Source organism: Diaphorobacter ruginosibacter (genome assembly GCF_040396215.1).
In the GTDB taxonomy this organism is placed as follows: domain Bacteria; phylum Pseudomonadota; class Gammaproteobacteria; order Burkholderiales; family Burkholderiaceae_C; genus Diaphorobacter_A; species Diaphorobacter_A ruginosibacter_A.
This window is the reverse complement of sequence record NZ_JBEBOW010000011.1, coordinates 1-17,209: the sequence shown is the minus strand read 5'-3', so window position 1 is coordinate 17,209 and position 17,209 is coordinate 1. Positions and strand designations below refer to the sequence as shown.

Below are 17,209 nucleotides of genomic sequence, written 5' to 3'. Positions count from 1 at the left end.
GCCGGCCCGGCTTCAGTTGTGCTGCTCCGGCCCCGCGGTGCTCATCCTGGGCAGTTCCCTGGCCGGCAGCTGCATGAAAAGCAGCGTCGCAGCAAGCGTCAGCAAACCCATAACGATGAAGGTGGCGCGGAACGCCCAGAGCGTCGCGCCTGGCGAGGCCGCGTCGAAATTCGCCTGGAACGCCGCCAGCACCGCCCCGGCGGCGGCAACGCCCATGCCCATGGCCAGCATCTGCACCATGGACAGCAGGCTGTTGCCGCTGCTGGCGAAGTCGGGCATCAGATCCTTGAGCGTGACGGTGTTCATGGCCGAAAATTGCAGCGAGTTGACCGCGCCGAAGATGCCCAGTTGGGCAATCAGCAGCGGCACGGGGATGCCGGGCGCGATGAACGAGAAACTGGCGATCAGCAGCGCCAGCACCCACGTGTTGGTCACCAGCACCTGACGATAGCCGAGCCGGTGGATCACTCGCGTGACCAGCGGCTTGGTGAGCATGCTGCCGATCACGGTGGGCAGCATCATCATGCCCGCGTTCATCGGCGAATATCCCAGGCTGACCTGCAGCACCAGCGGCGTCATGAACGGCATGGCCGAGCTTCCCAGTCGCGAGAACAGATTGCCCAGCAGGCCCACGCGCAATGTGCGCACGGAGAACAGTTCGGGCGCGAAAAGCGGCTCCGTCTTCTTGAGCGCGTGCAGCCAGTATCCACAAAGGCAGGCCAGGCCGAACACCATCATGATGAGCGCGGAGGCGCTGCGCACGCCGCCGCGCGCCATGCTCTCCACAGCCAGCGAAACCAGCGCCATTCCGGCAGCCAGCATCACATAGCCCGCCAGGTCGAAGCCGCGCGCCGGCATCTGCTCGCCCGTTGGCATGTATCTGCTTGCCGCGGCCAGGCCGATCAGGCCCACGGGCACGTTGACCCAGAAGATCCAGTGCCAGGAAGCGAACTCCACCATCCAGCCGCCCAGCGTCGGCCCGATCAGCGGGCCGACCAGGCCCGGAATGGCGACGAAGCTGATCGCGCGGATGAACTGCTCGCGCGGAAATGCGCGCAGCACGGCCAGCCGGCCCACGGGCAGCAGCAGCGCTCCACCCAGTCCCTGCACCACGCGCGAGGCCACCAGGAAATCCAGGCGCGGCGACAAGGCGCACAGCACGGAACCCAGCACGAACAGCGCAATCGCCGACATGAACACCCGGCGCGTTCCAAAACGGTCGGCAAGCCATCCGGACGCCGGAATCAGCACGGCCATGGCCAGCGAATACGCGACGATGACCGAATGCATGTGCAGCGGACTCTCGCCCATGTCGCGCGCCATGGCGGGCAGCGCGGTATTGACGATGGTGCCATCCAGCGTCTGCATGAAAAAGCCCAGCGAAACCAGCCAGAGCAGTTTGTTGCGGACGGGCGATAGCTGGGTGGCGTTGGGCAAGGGCTCGGACATGGGTCTGAAAATGGCGATGGCCGGGAAAGGGGTTTTCAGTGTGCCACCGCCGCCGCCCGCGCGCAGGAGATCCGCCGCTTGTCCCGTCATTCCATCCGGGCGGGATTCACGGGACGTGAATCGGGGGGATCAGAGCGACCGGGCGAACCGCGCGCGGCCCATCCACAGGTAGGAAATGCCGAGAATCACGAACCAGACAGGCGTCGCCAAAAGCGCCGAGCGGGTGTCCGCCTCCAGCGTCAGCAGCACCAGGATGAAGGCGAAGAAGGCAAGGCAGGCCGCGCACATGAACACGCCGCCCGGCATGCGGTAGCGCGACGCGCGGTGCAGCTCGGCGCGCTTGCGGCGGTACTGGATATAGGACAGCAGGATCAGCGACCAGACGAACATGAAGAGAATCGCCGAAATCGTCGTCACCAGCGTGAATGCCTGCACCAGATCGGGGATCACCCACATCAGGAACGCCCCGCCAAGCAGGCAGGCGCAGGAGAACAGCAGCCCGCGCGCGGGCACGCTGGCGCGCGAGAGCACGCCGAACGAACGCGGCGCGTCCCCCTTCATCGCCAATCCGAACAACATGCGGCTGGTCGAGAAGACGCCACTGTTGGCCGAGGACGCCGCCGAGGTCAGCACCACGAAATTGATGATCCCGGCGGCGGCGGGAAACCCCGCCAGCATGAACAGTTCCACGAACGGGCTCTTGCCCGGCACCACGTCGCGCCAGGGCGTGACGGCCATGATGGCGATCAGCGCGCACACATAGAACACGATGATGCGGATCGGGATCGAGTTGATGGCGCGCGGCAAGGTCTTTTCGGGATCCTTGGCCTCGGCGGCCGTCGTGCCCACCAGCTCGATCCCCACGAAGGCGAACACCGCGATCTGGAAACCCGCGAAGAAGCCCATCATCCCGTGCGGAAACATGCCGCCGTCATTCCACAGATTGGACAGGCTCGCCACGCGTCCCGAGGGGGACGTGAAAGCCGTTCCGACCATGTAGATGCCGGTGCCGACCAGTGTGACGATGGCGACGATCTTGATCATCGCGAACCAGAACTCGATCTCGCCGAACAGCTTCACCGTGAGCAGGTTCAGCGACAGCAGCAACGCGACGCATAGCACCGCCGGCGCCCATTGCGGAATGTCCGGAAACCAGAACTGAGCGTAGGACGAGATGGCGATCACGTCGGCAATGCCGGTGATGATCCAGCAAAACCAGTAGGTCCAGCCGGTGAAGAAACCCGCCCAGGGGCCGAGCAGGTCGGCGGAAAAATCGATGAACGAGCGATAGTTGAGGTTGGACAGCAGCAGCTCGCCCATCGCCCGCATCACGAAGAACAGCATCACGCCGATGATCGTGTATACGAACACGATGGACGGCCCGGCCAGGCTGATCGTCTTGCCCGAGCCCATGAACAGCCCCGTGCCGATGGCGCCGCCGATGGCGATCAATTGAATATGGCGGTTCGTCAGGTTGCGCTGCAGGTCGTCATGACCGTTGGCCGCATCCTGGCTCTCTGACGCTGTCAGATGAGTCATCTGCTCAACTCCGTGGATGGTGGGAGAAAGAACGGGCGCACGCTGGATGCGCCCGGCTGCTTCATTGCCCGTCACACCGGCAGGCCGCCCATGGCGGATGCCTTGCCGGAGGAGAGCCCATGAATGGTGCAGCCAAAGCCCTGAGCATCCTTGCCTGAAATTGTTCAGGCAAGAGAATTATCAAAAGTTTCCTATATTTTAAACCGCTCAGTCGCAAGATGCTTGCGCGAAACACCGGCGCATGGCATGGCGAGCCATGAGCAGCCACCTGGCCGGAGCTACCGCCCTGGACCCGCCGGACGCAGCAGCCCCGCCTCCTTGTGCGCGATCTCCTTGAGCAGGTTCCAGACCGCCTGGATGCGGGCGAGCTGCCTGGCTTCCTGCGGCATGCTCATCCAGAAGGTCCGCGTGAACATCGCTTCGTTCGGCAGCACCCGGCTGAGCACCGGGTCGCGGTCGGCCATGAACGCGGGCAGCACGCCCAGCCCCGCGCCGATGCGCACGGCCTCGTACTGCGCCGAGATGCTGGTGCTCCTGAAGGCGAAGCGTTCCGGCGCGTGGAGCTGATCGATGAACTGCAGCTCCTTGGTGAACAACAGGTCATCCACGTAGTTCACGAAAGCGTGGTGCCGCAGATCCTCGCGCCGCGCCACCAGCGGCCGCCTTGCCAGGTATTCACGCTGGCCATAGAGGCAGAGCGTGTAGTTGGCCAGCTTGGAGACGATGACCGAGCCGCGCGTGGGCCGCTCCAGCGAGATGACGATATCCGCCTCGCGGCGCGAGAGATGCAGCAGGCGCGGCAGCGCAAGCAGATCGATGGACAGGCCCGGGTGTGAAAGCGTGAACTGCGCCAGATGCGGCGCGAGAATCTGCGTGCCGAATCCTTCCGTCGCACCCACGCGCACCAGCCCGGACAGGCCGCCCGCCGAGGCATTGGCGGGAGCCGCGCTTTCCGCGCCCAGCACTGCCGTCTCCATGGCCTCGACGGCGGGAAGCAGTTGGCGCCCCGCCTCCGTCAGCCTGTGCCCTGACGCCTCCCGCACGAACAGCGGCGCGCCCATCTGCTTTTCCAGCGCCTGGATACGCCGCGCCACGGTGGTGTGCTCCACGCCCGTGCGCCTCGCCGCGCCCAGCAGCGTTCCTGCCCGCGCCAGCTCCAGAAAATAGCGCAAGTTGTCCCAATCCATACCAGCCACCCCCTCGATGACGAAAACGGCGACGGCCTTGCCGGGCGGCCAACCCCGTGCCCCAGGCGCGATCACGTACATGGATACGGAGTTGTGCTGTGCAAATTTGCAAAGCCGAACTGCATCATTGTCTCTTGATTCAACAAATTTGCACAATTACGATAACGGAAGTCCCATTTCACCCAACCGGATTCCAAGGAGACACAACCATGAACGCACCCGCCAATGCCCAAGTGCTGGCCCCTTCCGTGAAGCTGCTGATCGGCGGCAAGTTCGTCGAGTCCAAGACCACCCAATGGCGCGACGTGGTGAATCCCGCCACGCAGCAGGTGCTGGCCCGCGTGCCGTTCGCCACGCCGCAGGAAATCGACGAAGCGGTCGCCAGCGCCAAGGAAGCCTTCAAGACCTGGAAGAAAACTCCCATCGGCGCGCGCGCCCGCATCTTCCTGAAGCTGCAGCAGCTGATCCGCGAAAACATGGGCGAGCTGGCCGCGCTGCTGACCGCGGAGCAAGGCAAGACCCTGCCCGACGCCGAGGGCGACGTATTCCGCGGCCTCGAAGTGGTCGAGCATGCCGCCAACATCGGCACGCTGCAGCTCGGCGAGCTGGCCAACAACGTGGCCAACGGCGTGGACACCTATTCGATCATGCAGCCGCTGGGCGTCTGCGCCGGCATCACGCCATTCAACTTCCCGGCGATGATTCCGCTGTGGATGTTCCCCATGGCGATCGCCACCGGCAACACCTTCGTGCTCAAGCCGTCCGAGCAGGACCCGATGGTGACCATGCGCCTGTGCGAGCTGGCGCTGCAAGCGGGCGTTCCCGCGGGCGTGCTGAACGTGGTCCACGGCGGCGAAGACGCGGTGAACGCCATCTGCGACCATCCCGACATCAAGGCGATCAGCTTCGTGGGCTCGACCAAGGTCGGCACCCACGTCTACAACCGCGCCAGCCTCAACGGCAAGCGCGTACAGTGCATGATGGGCGCCAAGAACCACGCCATCGTCATGCCCGACGCCAACAAGGACCAGACGCTCAACGCGCTGGCTGGCGCGGCATTCGGCGCGGCGGGCCAGCGCTGCATGGCGCTCTCGGTCGCCGTCCTGGTGGGCGATGCGCAGAAGTGGATTCCCGAACTGGTCGAAAAGGCAAAGACGCTCAAGGTCTCCGCCGGCACCGACAAGGGCACGGATGTGGGACCGCTGGTCTCCTGCGCCGCGCTCTCGCGCGTGGAAGGCCTGATCGAACGCGGTGTCGCCGATGGCGCGAAGCTGGAGCTCGACGGCCGCAAGCCGGGCGTGCCCGGCTTCGAGAAAGGCAACTTCGTCGGCCCGACGATCTTCTCCGGCGTCAAGCCGGGCATGAGCGTCTACGAGCAGGAAATCTTCGGCCCCGTGCTGTGCATCGTGGCTGCGGACAGTATCGACCAGGCAATCGAGTTCATCAACGCCAACCCCAACGGCAACGGCACCGCGATCTTCACGCAGTCGGGCGCGGCGGCGCGCAAGTTCCAGGAAGACATCGACGTCGGCCAGGTCGGCATCAACGTGCCGATTCCCGTGCCTGTCCCGCTGTTCTCCTTCACCGGCAGCCGCGCTTCCAAGCTGGGCGACCTGGGCCCCTACGGCAAGCAGGTGGTGCTGTTCTACACACAGACCAAGACCGTCACCGCGCGCTGGTTCGACGACTCGACCACCAGCCACGGCGTCAACACCACCATCAGCCTCAAGTAAGCCTGGATGGCATCAAGGCCCGTGCGCCGCGCGGTTGGTCGCGCGCGGGCTTTGTTGCCCAGGACGTTCCATGGCGTGGTGAAATCGGGCGCATGTTTGCCAAATTGAATCTTTCCGTCATCGGCCGTGCGGCCCTGCCGCTCGCGCTGTGCCTGCAGACGGCGTCCAGCGCGTGGGCGCAGGCCGGCGCAAGCTGCGTGGAAAACGGGACGGCGGCCCAGATCGATGCCTGCGCCGTCCAGAAGTACCAGCAGGCGGACACGGCCCTGAACATCTACTACGGCGACGTGATGACGGCATTGTCCGCGCATGAGCGGCCGCAGCTCCGGCAGGACCAGAACAACTGGCACCGCACGCGCCGCGACTACTGCAACCGCCAGACCCGCGCAAGCGAAGGCCGCCCGGACTGGAGCCGCGCCTACCACGCCTGCATGGTCAGCGTGACGCAAGCCCGCCGTGGCGCGCTCTCGCAATGGCTGCACAACGGCGCGCCACCGCCGCCCGAGGCCAGTCTGCCGCCGCAGTCAACGCACGAGCGGCAATAACCAACAGAGAACAAGAGAACACCGAGGAGATTTCCGCCATGGACTTTGAACTGACCGAAGACCAGCGCGCCTTTGCCGACAGCGCACGCGCGTTCGCACAGGCCGAGTTCGCACCGAACGCGGCACGCTGGGACGCCGAAGGCATCTTTCCACGCGAAGCCATGGCCAAGGCGGGCGAGCTGGGCTTTTGCGGGCTCTATGCCCCAGAGAACGCGGGCGGCCTCGCGCTGCCGCGGCTGGATGCCACGTTTGTGTTCGAGGAGCTGGCGGCGGTCGACCCCTCCACCACGGCATTCATCACGATCCACAACATGGCCACGTGGATGCTGGGCACCTGGGCCACGGATCCGGTGCGCGGCGAGTGGGGCGAGCAGCTGACCAGCGGCCGCAAGCTCGCCAGCTACTGCCTGACCGAGCCCGGCGCGGGCTCCGACGCGGCCTCCATCAAGACCCGCGCGGAGCTGACCGGAAACGAATACGTCATCAACGGCAGCAAGGCTTTCATCAGCGGCGCGGGCTCGACCGATGTTCTGGTGCTCATGGCCCGCACCGGGGACGCGCAATCGGGCGCATCCGGCATCAGCGCCTTTGCCGTGCCGGCCGATGCCGAAGGCATCAGCTACGGCAAGAAGGAAGAAAAAATGGGCTGGAACAGCCAGCCCACGCGCGTGATCAGCTTCGACAACGTGCGCATTCCCGCTCACAACCTGCTCGGGCGCGAGGGCGAAGGCTTCAAGATCGCGATGAAGGGCCTGGACGGCGGCCGCATCAACATCGCCACCTGCTCGGTGGGCGCGGCGCAGGGCGCCCTTGCCCAGGCGCAGGGCTACATGCACGAGCGCAAGCAGTTCGGCAAGGCCATCGCGAGCTTCCAGGCGCTGCAGTTCAAGCTGGCCGACATGGCCACCGAGCTCGTCGCCGCGCGCCAGATGGTGCGCCTGGCGGCCAGCAAGCTCGATGCCGGCGCGCGCGATGCCTCCACCTATTGCGCCATGGCCAAGCGCTTCGCGACCGATGCGGGCTTCATGGTCTGCAACGAGGCGCTCCAGTTGCACGGCGGTTATGGCTACATCCGCGAATACCCGCTCGAACGCCTGATGCGCGACGCGCGCGTGCACCAGATACTGGAAGGCACCAACGAAATCATGCGGGTGATCATTGCGCGGCGCATGCTCGAAGGCGACGCGCCGGACGCGATCCGCTGACCCCGCAGCGAGGCGCTTCACCATGCCGGCGCGTGCGCTCCCCGACGAAACCCTGCGGCTCATCGCGGCGGTGCGCGGCGCGCTGGCGCATCGCGATGACGTCGAGGAGCGCCCTCTGTTCGGCTGGTTCTGCTTTTTCGTCGACGGCAAGCTATGCATCGGCGTCAAGGATCAGGAGCTTCTGGTCCGGCTGGCGCCTGCGGACCACGGCCGCGTGGCCGAGTTGCCCGGCGTGCGCGAGCTTGACGCACGCGGGGGAATGCAGGGCTACTTCCGCGTAGAGTCCTGCGCATACGCCACGCGCGCGCAATGGGAAGCATGGATTGCCGCGGCGCTTGCGTACAACCCGAGCGCCAGGGCATCGCCAAGGCGCGCGAAAGGCCTTGGGGCCAAGGGCGGGAAAGCGGCAAGAACCCCAGCCGGACCCGGCAAGCGCCACGGCATTTTCGACAGCGACCCCTGACGGAATTCGGAGCAGTTCAAACGCAACCAACGCGGCGGCAGCCCAGCCAAGCGCAAGGATCAACACATGTCAGTTCGCATAGTTCAACTCGGAACCCCGCGCGCCAGGGACGAAGGCCTGCGGATCGGCACCGTGCGGCGTCCGCCTCGCGGCGTTCCCAAGGCCGAATTCGCCAGCCGCGACTACTACGACGTATGGTATCCCGAGCTTTCCCCGGAGCCCGAACTGATGAAGCAGGCGCTCGAATCCCACCGGTTGCAGCACGAAGGCCGCACCGACGAAGCGAGCAGGCTCTGGGCTCGGTTCGACAGGCAGTTCCGCAAGCAGCTCGCGCAGCACCCCGAGAGCCGCACGCTGGACCTGCTGGCCGCGCTGTCGCACACAGCGGATTTTTCCATGGGCTGCTACTGCGAAGACGAAAGCCGCTGCCACCGCAGCATCCTGCGATCGCTGCTCAAGGAGCGCGGCGCCCTCCTGGCCAGCGGCGCCAAAGACTGAAGACACCTTTTCCAACCACTTCCACCATCAGGAGACACACATGCAAATCGCATTCATCGGCCTCGGCAACATGGGCGCGCCCATGGCAATCAACCTGCAGAAGGCAGGCCACGGCGTGAGCGCCTTCGACCTCTCCAAGGACGCCTGCGAGCGTGTGAAGGCCGAGGGCGCGACGATCGCCGCATCCGCCGAAGACGCGGTCAAAGGCGCCGAAGTGGTCGTGAGCATGCTGCCCGCGAGCCAGCACGTCGAAGGCCTGTACCTGGGCAGGGACGGCAAGCCGGGACTGCTCTCGCTCATCGCCAAGGGCGCGCTGATCATCGACTCATCCACCATCGCCGCCGCCACCAGCCAGAAAGTCGCCAGGGCCGCGCAGGCCGCCGGCATCGGCTTCATCGACGCTCCGGTCTCCGGCGGCACGGGCGGCGCGACCGCTGGCACGCTGACCTTCATGGTCGGTGGCGGCCAGGCCGACCTGGAGCGCGCCCGGCCTCTGCTCGAAAAGATGGGCAAGAACATCTTCCACGCGGGCGAAGTCGGCGCGGGCCAGACCGCCAAGATCTGCAACAACATGCTGCTCGGCATTCTCATGATCGGCACCAGCGAAGCCATTGCCCTGGGCGTGGCGAACGGCCTGGACCCCAAGGTTCTCTCCGAGATCATGCGCCGCAGCTCCGGCGGCAACTGGGCGCTCGAGGTCTACAACCCCTTCCCCGGCGTGCAGGAAAACTCCGCCGCCACGCGCGGCTATACGGGCGGATTCGGCACCGACCTGATGCTCAAGGACCTGGGCCTGTCACAGGAAAGCGCGATGACCGTGAAGGCCAGCACGCCGCTGGGCGGCATGGCGCGCGCGATCTACGCCGCGCACAGCATCGCAGGCCACGGGCCGGAGGATTTCTCCAGCATCATCAAGATGCTGCAGGCGCCGTCGCCCTGACACGGGAGCGCGGGTCATGTGAACAGGCACTAGGATATGCACTGAAATATGCTGCCTCCCATGACCCCATCGCTGATCTGGCTCGACCCCGAAGAGCCCTTCCCGTCCGTCTCGCACGCCTGGGGCGCGGACTCCCCTGCCCCGGGCCTGCTCGCCGCGGGCGCCACGCTGGACGTCTGGCGCCTGAAGGCGGCGTACGCCAACGGCATCTTTCCGTGGTTCAGCCAGGGGCAGCCCAACCTCTGGTGGAGCCCCGATCCGCGCATGGTGCTGCACGTGGATGAATTCAGGCTGCACCGCTCGCTGCGCAGGACCCTCCAGAAATTCCGCCTGCTCCCTTCATGCGAGGTGCGCATCGACAGCCACTTCGGCGCGGTCATCCGCAATTGCTCGCAGATCGCGCGCTCCGGGCAGAGTGGAACCTGGATCGTCCCCGCCATGGTCGACGCCTACGAAAGACTGCATGAGGCCGGCACCGCGCACAGCATCGAGACCTGGGTGAATGGTCAACTGGTTGGCGGCCTGTACTGCATCGGCATGGGCCGCGCGGTTTTTGGCGAGTCGATGTTCGCGCACGCGACGGATGCCTCCAAGGTCGCGCTGGCGGCCCTGGTCGCATTGTGCCGGGCGCAGGGCGTGTCCATCATCGACTGCCAGCAGAACACCGCGCATCTCGCATCGCTGGGAGCACGCGAGATTTCCCGTGAAGATTTTCTCGCGGTGGTGCAAGAGGCTCGCATCAAGGAAGAGCTCGATTGGAGCTTCAAGCCCGTATACTGGGACACATTGCTGCCACCGATTTCCTCCGCGTGACCCAGTTAAACGACCTGCCGCTGCAGTCATTGCAGTTCTATGCCACGGCGCCGTATTCGTGCAGCTACCTGCCCGGACGGCTGGCCCGTTCGCAGGTCGCCACGCCCAGCCACCTCATCCAGAACAGCGTCTATTCGGATCTGGTTGCGCATGGATTCCGGCGCAGCGGCATGTTCACCTATCGCCCCTACTGCGACGGCTGCCAGGCCTGCACGCCGCTGCGGGTGCTGGTCAACGAATTCAAGCCCGACCGCAGCCAGCGCCGGGCCTTCGCGCGGCATGCCCACCTGCAGGCCCGCGTGCTCAGGCTGTGCTTCATGCCGGAGCACTACCAGCTCTACCTTCGCTACCAGAACGCGCGCCATGCGGGCGGCGGAATGGATCACGACAGCATCGACCAGTATACCCAGTTCCTGCTGCAAAGCCGGGTCAATTCACGGCTGGTCGAGTTCCGCGAACCCCTGGAGGACGGCAGTCCCGGCGCGCTCAAGATGGTGTCCATCCTGGACGTGCTCGACGACGGGATCTCCGCCGTCTATACCTTCTACGAGCCAGAGGAGAAGACCAGCTACGGCACCTACAACGTGCAGTGGCAGATCCAGCAGGCCCTCTCGCTGGGCCTGCCGCATGTGTACCTGGGCTACTGGATAGAGCAGAGCCCGAAGATGAACTACAAGGCCCGGTTCCTTCCCCATGAACTGCTGATCCAGGGAGAGTGGAGGAGAAGCCGGCCCGAGCCGCCGCACTCCTCCTGAGCCGAAGCCGTCAAGGCTCCAGGTCAAACACCAGCACTTCGGCATCCTTGCCGTCCGAGAGCCTGACATCCGCCTCGTCCTTGATCATCGCCGCATCGCCTTCGTTGAGCTGCGTGCCGTTCACCTTGAGCGCCCCGCGGATCAGGTGAACATAGGCTTTGCGCCGCGGGTCGATCTTCAGTTCCGCATGCTCATCACCATCGAACAGGCCCGCGTACAGACGCGCATCCGCGTGGATTTTCACGGCCCCCTGCTCGGCTGCGGGAGAGGCCACGAGGCGCAGATGGCCGCGCTTGTGGTCCTCGGGCACGGTGATCTGCTCGTAACTCGGCGCAATGCCGGTCTCGTTGGGCTCGATCCAGATCTGCAGAAAATGCGTCGTCTCACCCTCCGCATGGTTGAACTCGCTATGCCGCACGCCGGTACCCGCGCTCATGCGCTGCACGTCGCCGGGCGGAATGCCCTTGACGTTGCCCATGCTGTCTTTGTGCGCGAGGTTGCCCGAAAGCACATAGCTGATGATCTCCATGTCACGGTGGCCGTGGGTGCCGAATCCCGTGCCGGGAGCGATGCGGTCTTCGTTGATCACGCGCAGATTGCCCCAGCCCATGTGACGGGGGTCGTAGTAGTCGGCAAACGAAAAACTGTGGCGGGACTTGAGCCAGCCATGGTCGGCCAGGCCGCGTTCATTGGAAGGACGGATTGTCAGCATGTGGAGCTCCTTGTCAGATGTTGTGGATGGCGGGCCGTGGCCCGACGACTGAATGGTAGATGGAGGCGCTGCGCCGCAGTCGCAATGCCTCTGAATGCATCATTCAAATAATTTGAAATAAAATCGACTCATCATGCAAAACGCTCGCGATGTTCTATCTCCCGAGAACCTTGCCATGCTGCAATTGATTGCGGACACGGGCAGCTTTGCGGCGGCCGCAAGGCAGCTCGACCTGGTGCCCAGCGCCCTGACCTATCGGGTGCGGCAGATCGAGGACGCGCTGGACGTGCTGCTGTTCGACCGCAGCGCACGCCAGGCCCATCCCACGGCGGCCGGCTCGGAACTGCTGCGCGAAGGCGCGCGCCTGCTGGAGGACGTGGACGCGATCGCCAACCACGTGCGGCGCGTGGCGACCGGCTGGGAACCGCAATTGACGCTGAGCGCCGATCAGGTGATCTCCACGCAAACCCTGCTGGAACTGGCCGAGTCCTTCTACAGCATCAAGCCGACGCCGCCGACGCGCCTGAAATTCACCGAAGGCATCCTGAGCGGCACGCTGGAGGCGCTGACCTCCGGCCAGGCGGATCTCGCCATCGGGGTAGCGGTGGACGCGCCCAGCATCGCGGGACTTCAGACCGCGCCCCTGGGTTCGCTGGAATTCGTGTTCGTGGTCGCGCCCCACCACCCGCTTGCCACGGCACGGGAGCCCATCAGCGACTCCGTGCTGCGCGGCCACCGCATGATCGCCGTGGCCGATTCGGCCCGGCGCGGCAGCATCACCATGGGCATACTGCCAGGCCAGGACGTCATGACGGTGGACTCCATGCGCGCGAAGATCCAGGCGCAATTACGCGGGCTGGGCGTGGGATTCCTTCCCGAACCCATGGTGCGCGCGTACCTGCAGGCGGGCCACCTGGTCATGCGCGAGCTTGAGCGTCCGCAGCGCAGGGTCCGCCTGAACTACGCCTGGGGACGAGGCATCCAGGCTGCGCCGGGCCAGGCGCTGGCCTGGTGGCTGGAGCAGTTGAAGAGCGCGAGAACGCAGCAATCGCTGCTGGAAAACCACCACCACTTTTGATGGATCGCGGCGACGGCGGAACGCACCGCGCACCGCCTGCGCGGGCGGTCGTTGCACTGCGGAAAAACACGAATACGTCACTCGGTCACCCCGGGAAGCGGCCTCAAGACGTGTAGAGTGTGGAGGACTGCTGAAAATCAGTTCCGCCTTCGGTCTTTCATGCCGCCCGCGCGGCGGGCGAAGAAGCGAAGGCCAGGTTGTCATCGACTGCACAATGATTTTTTGACTGGGCCCGTCATGCAAGCACATTCCTCCAAGAACTCCGCGTCGGAGCGCCGCCCTTTCGGCGCCATCAGGTCCAAACCCAAACGATTTGCCGTGATCGGCGCGGGCATGGCGGGCATTGCCTGCGCGCGCACGCTGATGCAGGCGGGTCACGATGTCACGGTGTTCGAGCAACACGCCAACGCAGCGGGCCGCACGGCGGTGGTCCATTCGGCCAGCGGCAGCTTTGATTCCGGTGCGCAATACTTCACGGTGCGCGACCCGCGCTTTCAGAAGGCGCTGGACACCGTTCCCGGCCTGTGCCGGGCCTGGAGCGTGAACACCGTGCGCGTGCTCGATGAAGCGGGCCGCCTGGTTGCCGCCGCGCCGCCGCCGGGCGAGCGCCACTGGGTCGCAACCCCCGGCATGGACGCGCTGGTCCGGGCCTGGGCCGCGCCGCTGGCCGGCGCGGGCCGCCTGCTCGCCAATACACCCATCGCCGGCATCGAGCGCGACATGCTCTCGCCCACGCAATGGCAGTTGAGATCCCAGGGCGCGGATGGATCGGCCCAGGTCCACGCCGGTTTCGACACGGTTCTGCTGGCCGTGCCCGCCCCCGTCGCCAAGGCCATATTGGGCGAGCATCTGGGCGCATGGGAGGACACGCTGACCAAGGTCGAGATGGCGCCCTGCTGGACACTGATGCTGGGCTTCGCGCAAGCGGTGCGCCCCGGCCTCACGACGCTGGGGCCGCAGTGGAACGCCGCGCGCAGCACCCATCACCGCATCGCCTGGCTCGCGCGCGAATCCTCCAAGCCCGGACGCAGCCAGGTCGAACGCTGGACCGTGCAGGCCAGCCCCCAATGGTCGCAGGAACATCTGGACGACGACAGCGCCCGCGTGCAGGCCAAGCTGCTGCGCGCGTTCTCGGAGGTGACCGGCATCCGCGCCACGCCATCATCCGTGGAGATCCGCCGCTGGCGCAATGCGCGCACCATGATGCCGCTCGGCCAGTCCGCGCTCTGGGACGACGCCGCGCAATTGGGTCTGTGCGGCGACTGGTGCCTGGGCCACCGGCTGGAAGACGCCTTTGTTTCCGGCCTCGAAATGGCGCTTGCCGCCATCGACGCAGCGCATTCGGGCCAGGCGTTTGCCTAGAGGCCGCGTCTAGGCTCGGAATCGCATCCGTCACGCAGTAGCCTGCTGATGTGAAGGCTTCTAGAATGGAGGATTTTCCCGGCAGCGGAAACCTCCCGTTCAATCGATGGCATTCACGTCAGCAGGAAAGTATGTAGGCCGCTTCGCCCCCTCGCCCACCGGGCCGCTGCACGCGGGATCACTGGTGGCGGCTCTGGCGAGCTGGCTTGACGCCCGGGCAGCCAGGCAGGGGCGCGGCGGGCGCTGGCTGCTGCGCATCGAGGATATCGACACGCCCCGCTGCTCGCCGGAGTCGGCGCAAGCCATCCTGAGCCAGCTCAGCGCCCTTCAACTGCTGCCGGACGAAGCGCCGCTCTACCAGTCGCAACGCTCTGCGCGTTACCGGCAAGTGCTTGACCGGCTCATGGCCGATGGGCTGGCCTATCCCTGCGCCTGCACCCGCCGGGAGATCGAGCAGGCCCTCACGCAATCAGGCCGGCAGCACGAACGCCATAGCGAGCACGTGTACCCTGGCACTTGCCGCGCGGGGCTGAATGGCCGCCAGGCGCGGGCCTGGCGCTTTCACACCACGCGCTTGCAGCACTCCATGCCGGAAGAAGGCTTCCATGCATCGCCATGCGTGACGCGCGACGGCGTACGCTGGACGGACAGGCGCCTGGGGGAACAGTTCCAGGACGTGGTGGCGACGGTGGGTGATTTCGTACTGCTGCGGGCCGACGGAATCTGGGCCTATCAATTGGCCGTCACCACCGACGATGCCGATCAGGAGATCACCCATATCGTGCGAGGCGAGGATTTGGCGGACAATACGCCCCGCCAAATCCTGCTGCAAAAAGCCCTGGGCTGGCCAACGCCGCAGTACCTGCACACCCCGCTGGTTCGGGGTCTCGATGGTGAAAAGCTCTCGAAGCAGCACGGCGCGCCGCCCATCGACATCGCCCGCCCGCTGGCTGCGCTATGCAGTGCCGCCGGCGTGCTTGGACTGCCTGTTCCCGATCATCTGCGCTGCGGCCATCTGCCGGATGCGCTGGCTTTCTGGGTACAGGCATGGATGCATTCCGCAAATTAAGAAATTACAATCCATTTCCGTGACGACTAGTATTAACCCTATCGCGCCTGAGAAAACCGGCGAAACCATCACCACTGACGTGGTGCCGCCCGGCGTCGCCCATCCGAAAGCCATCAGGAGCTACGTGCTGCGTGCGGGTCGCGTCACCACCGGCCAGGCCAAGGCGCTGGAAACCCTCGGCCCGCGCTTCGTGCTCGGCTATTCGGCCAGCCCGTTCGATGCCGCCGCCGCGTTCGGCCGCGCCGCGCCGTTGATCCTGGAGATCGGCTTTGGCATGGGGGACGCCACCGCGCACATCGCGGCGGTGCGGCCCGAAGACAACTTCCTGTGCTGCGAGGTGCATGAGCCCGGAGTGGGCGCCCTGCTCAAGCGCGTGGGTGAACAGAATCTCGAAAACATCCGCATCCTGCAGCACGATGCCGTGGAAGTCATCGACAACATGCTGCCCGAAGGCAGCCTCGACGGTGTGCATATCTTCTTTCCCGACCCCTGGCACAAGAAGCGCCACAACAAACGCAGGCTGATCCAGGCGCCGCTGGTGGCCAAGCTCGCGGCGCGCCTGAAGCCCGGCGGCTATATCCACTGCGCCACCGATTGGGAGCCCTACGCCGAACAGATCCTGGAGGTGCTGGGCAATGAACCGTCGCTGGTCAACACGGCCGAGTCCTATGCTCCGCAGCCCGCCTACCGTCCGCTCACCAAGTTCGAAAACCGCGGCCTGAAGCTCGGCCACGGTGTGTGGGATCTCGTTTTCAAGCGCCGCTGAAAACGTCCCCGACAACAGACAAGAGTAGCCATGGAAGCCCAGGACCAGTCCGTGATGCCACCGATTCTGCAGCATCTTGTGGAGATGACCGGCCACCGGGACCATCTGCGGCTGGAGGTTTCCGTGCTCACCACGCTGCTGCAGCTGGGCAGGTCCATGGAGGTGCGCGCGCTCGAGTTCTTTTTCTCCGACGCGCATGTGATGGTGCGCCCGCGCAGCTGGAGCCAGCACGGCCAGATCATTTCCTCCGAATGCGAAGCGGTGGCCGATCCCGCACGCGGCGCGCTGGCGAACATGCCCGAGCTGGCGGCCTGCATCCGCGACCGGTGCGCCAGCGCCGTGCGCTCCAGCGCGGGCAGCCACGCCCTGTGGCTTCCAGTGTGGATCAACGACAAGGCCCATGGCTGCCTGGAGATCATTCAGCCCACGCCATTCACGCGCCGCCAGCGCGACGTGATCACCGGCATTTTTCAGGTCTACCAGAATTACCAGAACCTGCTCGACTACAGCGAGCGCGATGCGCTGACGGGCCTGCTGAACCGAAAGACGTTCGAGGAGCAGTTCGTGCGCAGCGCCCAGCCCGGCCCGGAATTCGGCCTGCCCGAGCCCAACGCGCAGGACTGGCCTCAGCAGTGGCTCGCCGTCATCGACATCGACCACTTCAAGCAGGTCAATGACGTGTACGGCCATCTCTATGGCGACGAAGTGCTCATTCTGGTGGCCAATCTGCTGCGCTCCTCGTTTCGCGCGCATGACCGCATATTCCGGTTTGGCGGCGAGGAGTTCGTGGTGCTGCTGCGCTCGACGACGCTTGGAAACGCGGCGCAGGCCTTCGAGCGTTTTCGCGCCACGGTGCAGGAACACATGTTCCCGCAGATCGGCGGAATCACCGTCAGCATCGGATTCACCTCGGCCATCGACGGCGCGCCGGTCGAAGTGCTCGGACGCGCCGACCAGGCGCTCTACTACGCGAAAGCCAGGGGGCGCAATCAGGTGCGCTTCTACGACGAGCTGCTGCAACAGGGCGAAGTCCAGAGCCAGATCACCCACGGCGAGATCGAGCTGTTCTGAGAACGTGTTCACGATCTCCTCGCG

The 17,209-nt window shown here is 65.5% G+C and carries 17 protein-coding genes; 13 read left to right on the top strand and 4 right to left on the bottom strand.

From position 1 onward, the window contains the following. Window positions 1–12: 12 nt before the first annotated feature. The 3 genes from mdtD to ABWP92_RS03065 form a co-directional block, all read right to left on the bottom strand. Window positions 13–1,449, bottom strand: coding sequence for a multidrug transporter subunit MdtD (gene mdtD / locus ABWP92_RS03075; RefSeq protein WP_353233877.1), 1,437 nt, complete (start codon window positions 1,447–1,449; stop codon window positions 13–15). A gap of 129 nt (window positions 1,450–1,578) precedes the next feature. Further along, entirely contained in the window at window positions 1,579–2,988 is a 1,410-nt protein-coding gene (gene cycA / locus ABWP92_RS03070; protein WP_353233876.1) for a D-serine/D-alanine/glycine transporter, read from the bottom strand. A gap of 278 nt (window positions 2,989–3,266) precedes the next feature. After that, window positions 3,267–4,175, bottom strand: coding sequence for a LysR family transcriptional regulator (locus ABWP92_RS03065; protein WP_353233875.1), 909 nt, complete (start codon window positions 4,173–4,175; stop codon window positions 3,267–3,269). Window positions 4,176–4,384: 209 nt separating this feature from the next. Between ABWP92_RS03065 and ABWP92_RS03060 the strand changes: the two genes are divergently transcribed. From ABWP92_RS03060 to ABWP92_RS03025, 8 genes are all read left to right on the top strand, one after another. Further along, a complete protein-coding gene (locus ABWP92_RS03060) occupies window positions 4,385–5,908 on the top strand; it encodes a CoA-acylating methylmalonate-semialdehyde dehydrogenase (protein WP_353233874.1) in 1,524 nt (507 codons plus the stop codon). Between the two features lie 92 nt (window positions 5,909–6,000). Further along, window positions 6,001–6,453 (top strand): lysozyme inhibitor LprI family protein, encoded by a 453-nt coding sequence (locus tag ABWP92_RS03055; protein ID WP_353233873.1) that lies wholly within the window; start codon window positions 6,001–6,003, stop codon window positions 6,451–6,453. Window positions 6,454–6,491: 38 nt separating this feature from the next. Then, window positions 6,492–7,658 carry an acyl-CoA dehydrogenase family protein gene (locus ABWP92_RS03050; protein ID WP_353233872.1) on the top strand — a complete coding sequence of 389 codons (1,167 nt, stop codon included), beginning with the start codon at window positions 6,492–6,494 and terminating at the stop codon, window positions 7,656–7,658. Between the two features lie 22 nt (window positions 7,659–7,680). Continuing rightward, complete coding sequence (locus tag ABWP92_RS03045; RefSeq protein WP_353233871.1) at window positions 7,681–8,121, top strand: TfoX/Sxy family protein; 441 nt, start codon at window positions 7,681–7,683, stop codon at window positions 8,119–8,121. Between the two features lie 66 nt (window positions 8,122–8,187). Then, window positions 8,188–8,619 carry a DUF488 domain-containing protein gene (locus ABWP92_RS03040; protein ID WP_353233870.1) on the top strand — a complete coding sequence of 144 codons (432 nt, stop codon included), beginning with the start codon at window positions 8,188–8,190 and terminating at the stop codon, window positions 8,617–8,619. Then, the gene (gene mmsB, locus ABWP92_RS03035) at window positions 8,510–9,559 is read left to right on the top strand and encodes a 3-hydroxyisobutyrate dehydrogenase (RefSeq protein WP_353233893.1); all 1,050 of its coding nucleotides are present in this window, start codon (window positions 8,510–8,512) and stop codon (window positions 9,557–9,559) included. The genes ABWP92_RS03040 and mmsB overlap by 110 nt, the downstream gene beginning before the upstream one ends. Window positions 9,560–9,619: 60 nt before the next feature. Then, on the top strand, window positions 9,620–10,372 hold the full coding sequence (gene aat / locus ABWP92_RS03030) for a leucyl/phenylalanyl-tRNA--protein transferase (protein WP_353233869.1): 753 nt from the start codon (window positions 9,620–9,622) through the stop codon (window positions 10,370–10,372). Next, window positions 10,369–11,127, top strand: a complete 759-nt coding sequence (locus tag ABWP92_RS03025) for an arginyltransferase (RefSeq protein WP_353233868.1) — start codon at window positions 10,369–10,371, stop codon at window positions 11,125–11,127. The genes aat and ABWP92_RS03025 overlap by 4 nt, the downstream gene beginning before the upstream one ends. Before the next feature lie 10 nt (window positions 11,128–11,137). Here the strand turns inward: ABWP92_RS03025 and ABWP92_RS03020 are convergent, their stop codons facing one another. Then, window positions 11,138–11,839: a pirin family protein gene (locus tag ABWP92_RS03020; RefSeq protein WP_353233867.1), complete on the bottom strand. Its 702-nt coding sequence runs from the start codon at window positions 11,837–11,839 to the stop codon at window positions 11,138–11,140. Window positions 11,840–11,972: 133 nt separating this feature from the next. On the opposite strand from ABWP92_RS03020, the gene ABWP92_RS03015 reads away from it, so the two are divergent. The 5 genes from ABWP92_RS03015 to ABWP92_RS02995 all read left to right on the top strand — a co-directional run bounded on the left by ABWP92_RS03015 (window position 11,973) and on the right by ABWP92_RS02995 (window position 17,185). After that, window positions 11,973–12,917, top strand: coding sequence for a LysR family transcriptional regulator (locus ABWP92_RS03015; RefSeq protein WP_353233866.1), 945 nt, complete (start codon window positions 11,973–11,975; stop codon window positions 12,915–12,917). Window positions 12,918–13,154: 237 nt separating this feature from the next. Then, window positions 13,155–14,279 carry an NAD(P)/FAD-dependent oxidoreductase gene (locus ABWP92_RS03010; protein WP_353233865.1) on the top strand — a complete coding sequence of 375 codons (1,125 nt, stop codon included), beginning with the start codon at window positions 13,155–13,157 and terminating at the stop codon, window positions 14,277–14,279. Between the two features lie 106 nt (window positions 14,280–14,385). Then, window positions 14,386–15,348, top strand: a complete 963-nt coding sequence (gene gluQRS / locus ABWP92_RS03005; RefSeq protein WP_353233864.1) for a tRNA glutamyl-Q(34) synthetase GluQRS — start codon at window positions 14,386–14,388, stop codon at window positions 15,346–15,348. Beyond that, window positions 15,302–16,114, top strand: coding sequence for a tRNA (guanosine(46)-N7)-methyltransferase TrmB (gene trmB / locus ABWP92_RS03000; RefSeq protein ID WP_502907437.1), 813 nt, complete (start codon window positions 15,302–15,304; stop codon window positions 16,112–16,114). The genes gluQRS and trmB overlap by 47 nt, the downstream gene beginning before the upstream one ends. 54 nt (window positions 16,115–16,168) lie before the next feature. After that, window positions 16,169–17,185 (top strand): GGDEF domain-containing protein, encoded by a 1,017-nt coding sequence (locus ABWP92_RS02995; protein WP_353233892.1) that lies wholly within the window; start codon window positions 16,169–16,171, stop codon window positions 17,183–17,185. Window positions 17,186–17,209 lie beyond the last annotated feature (24 nt).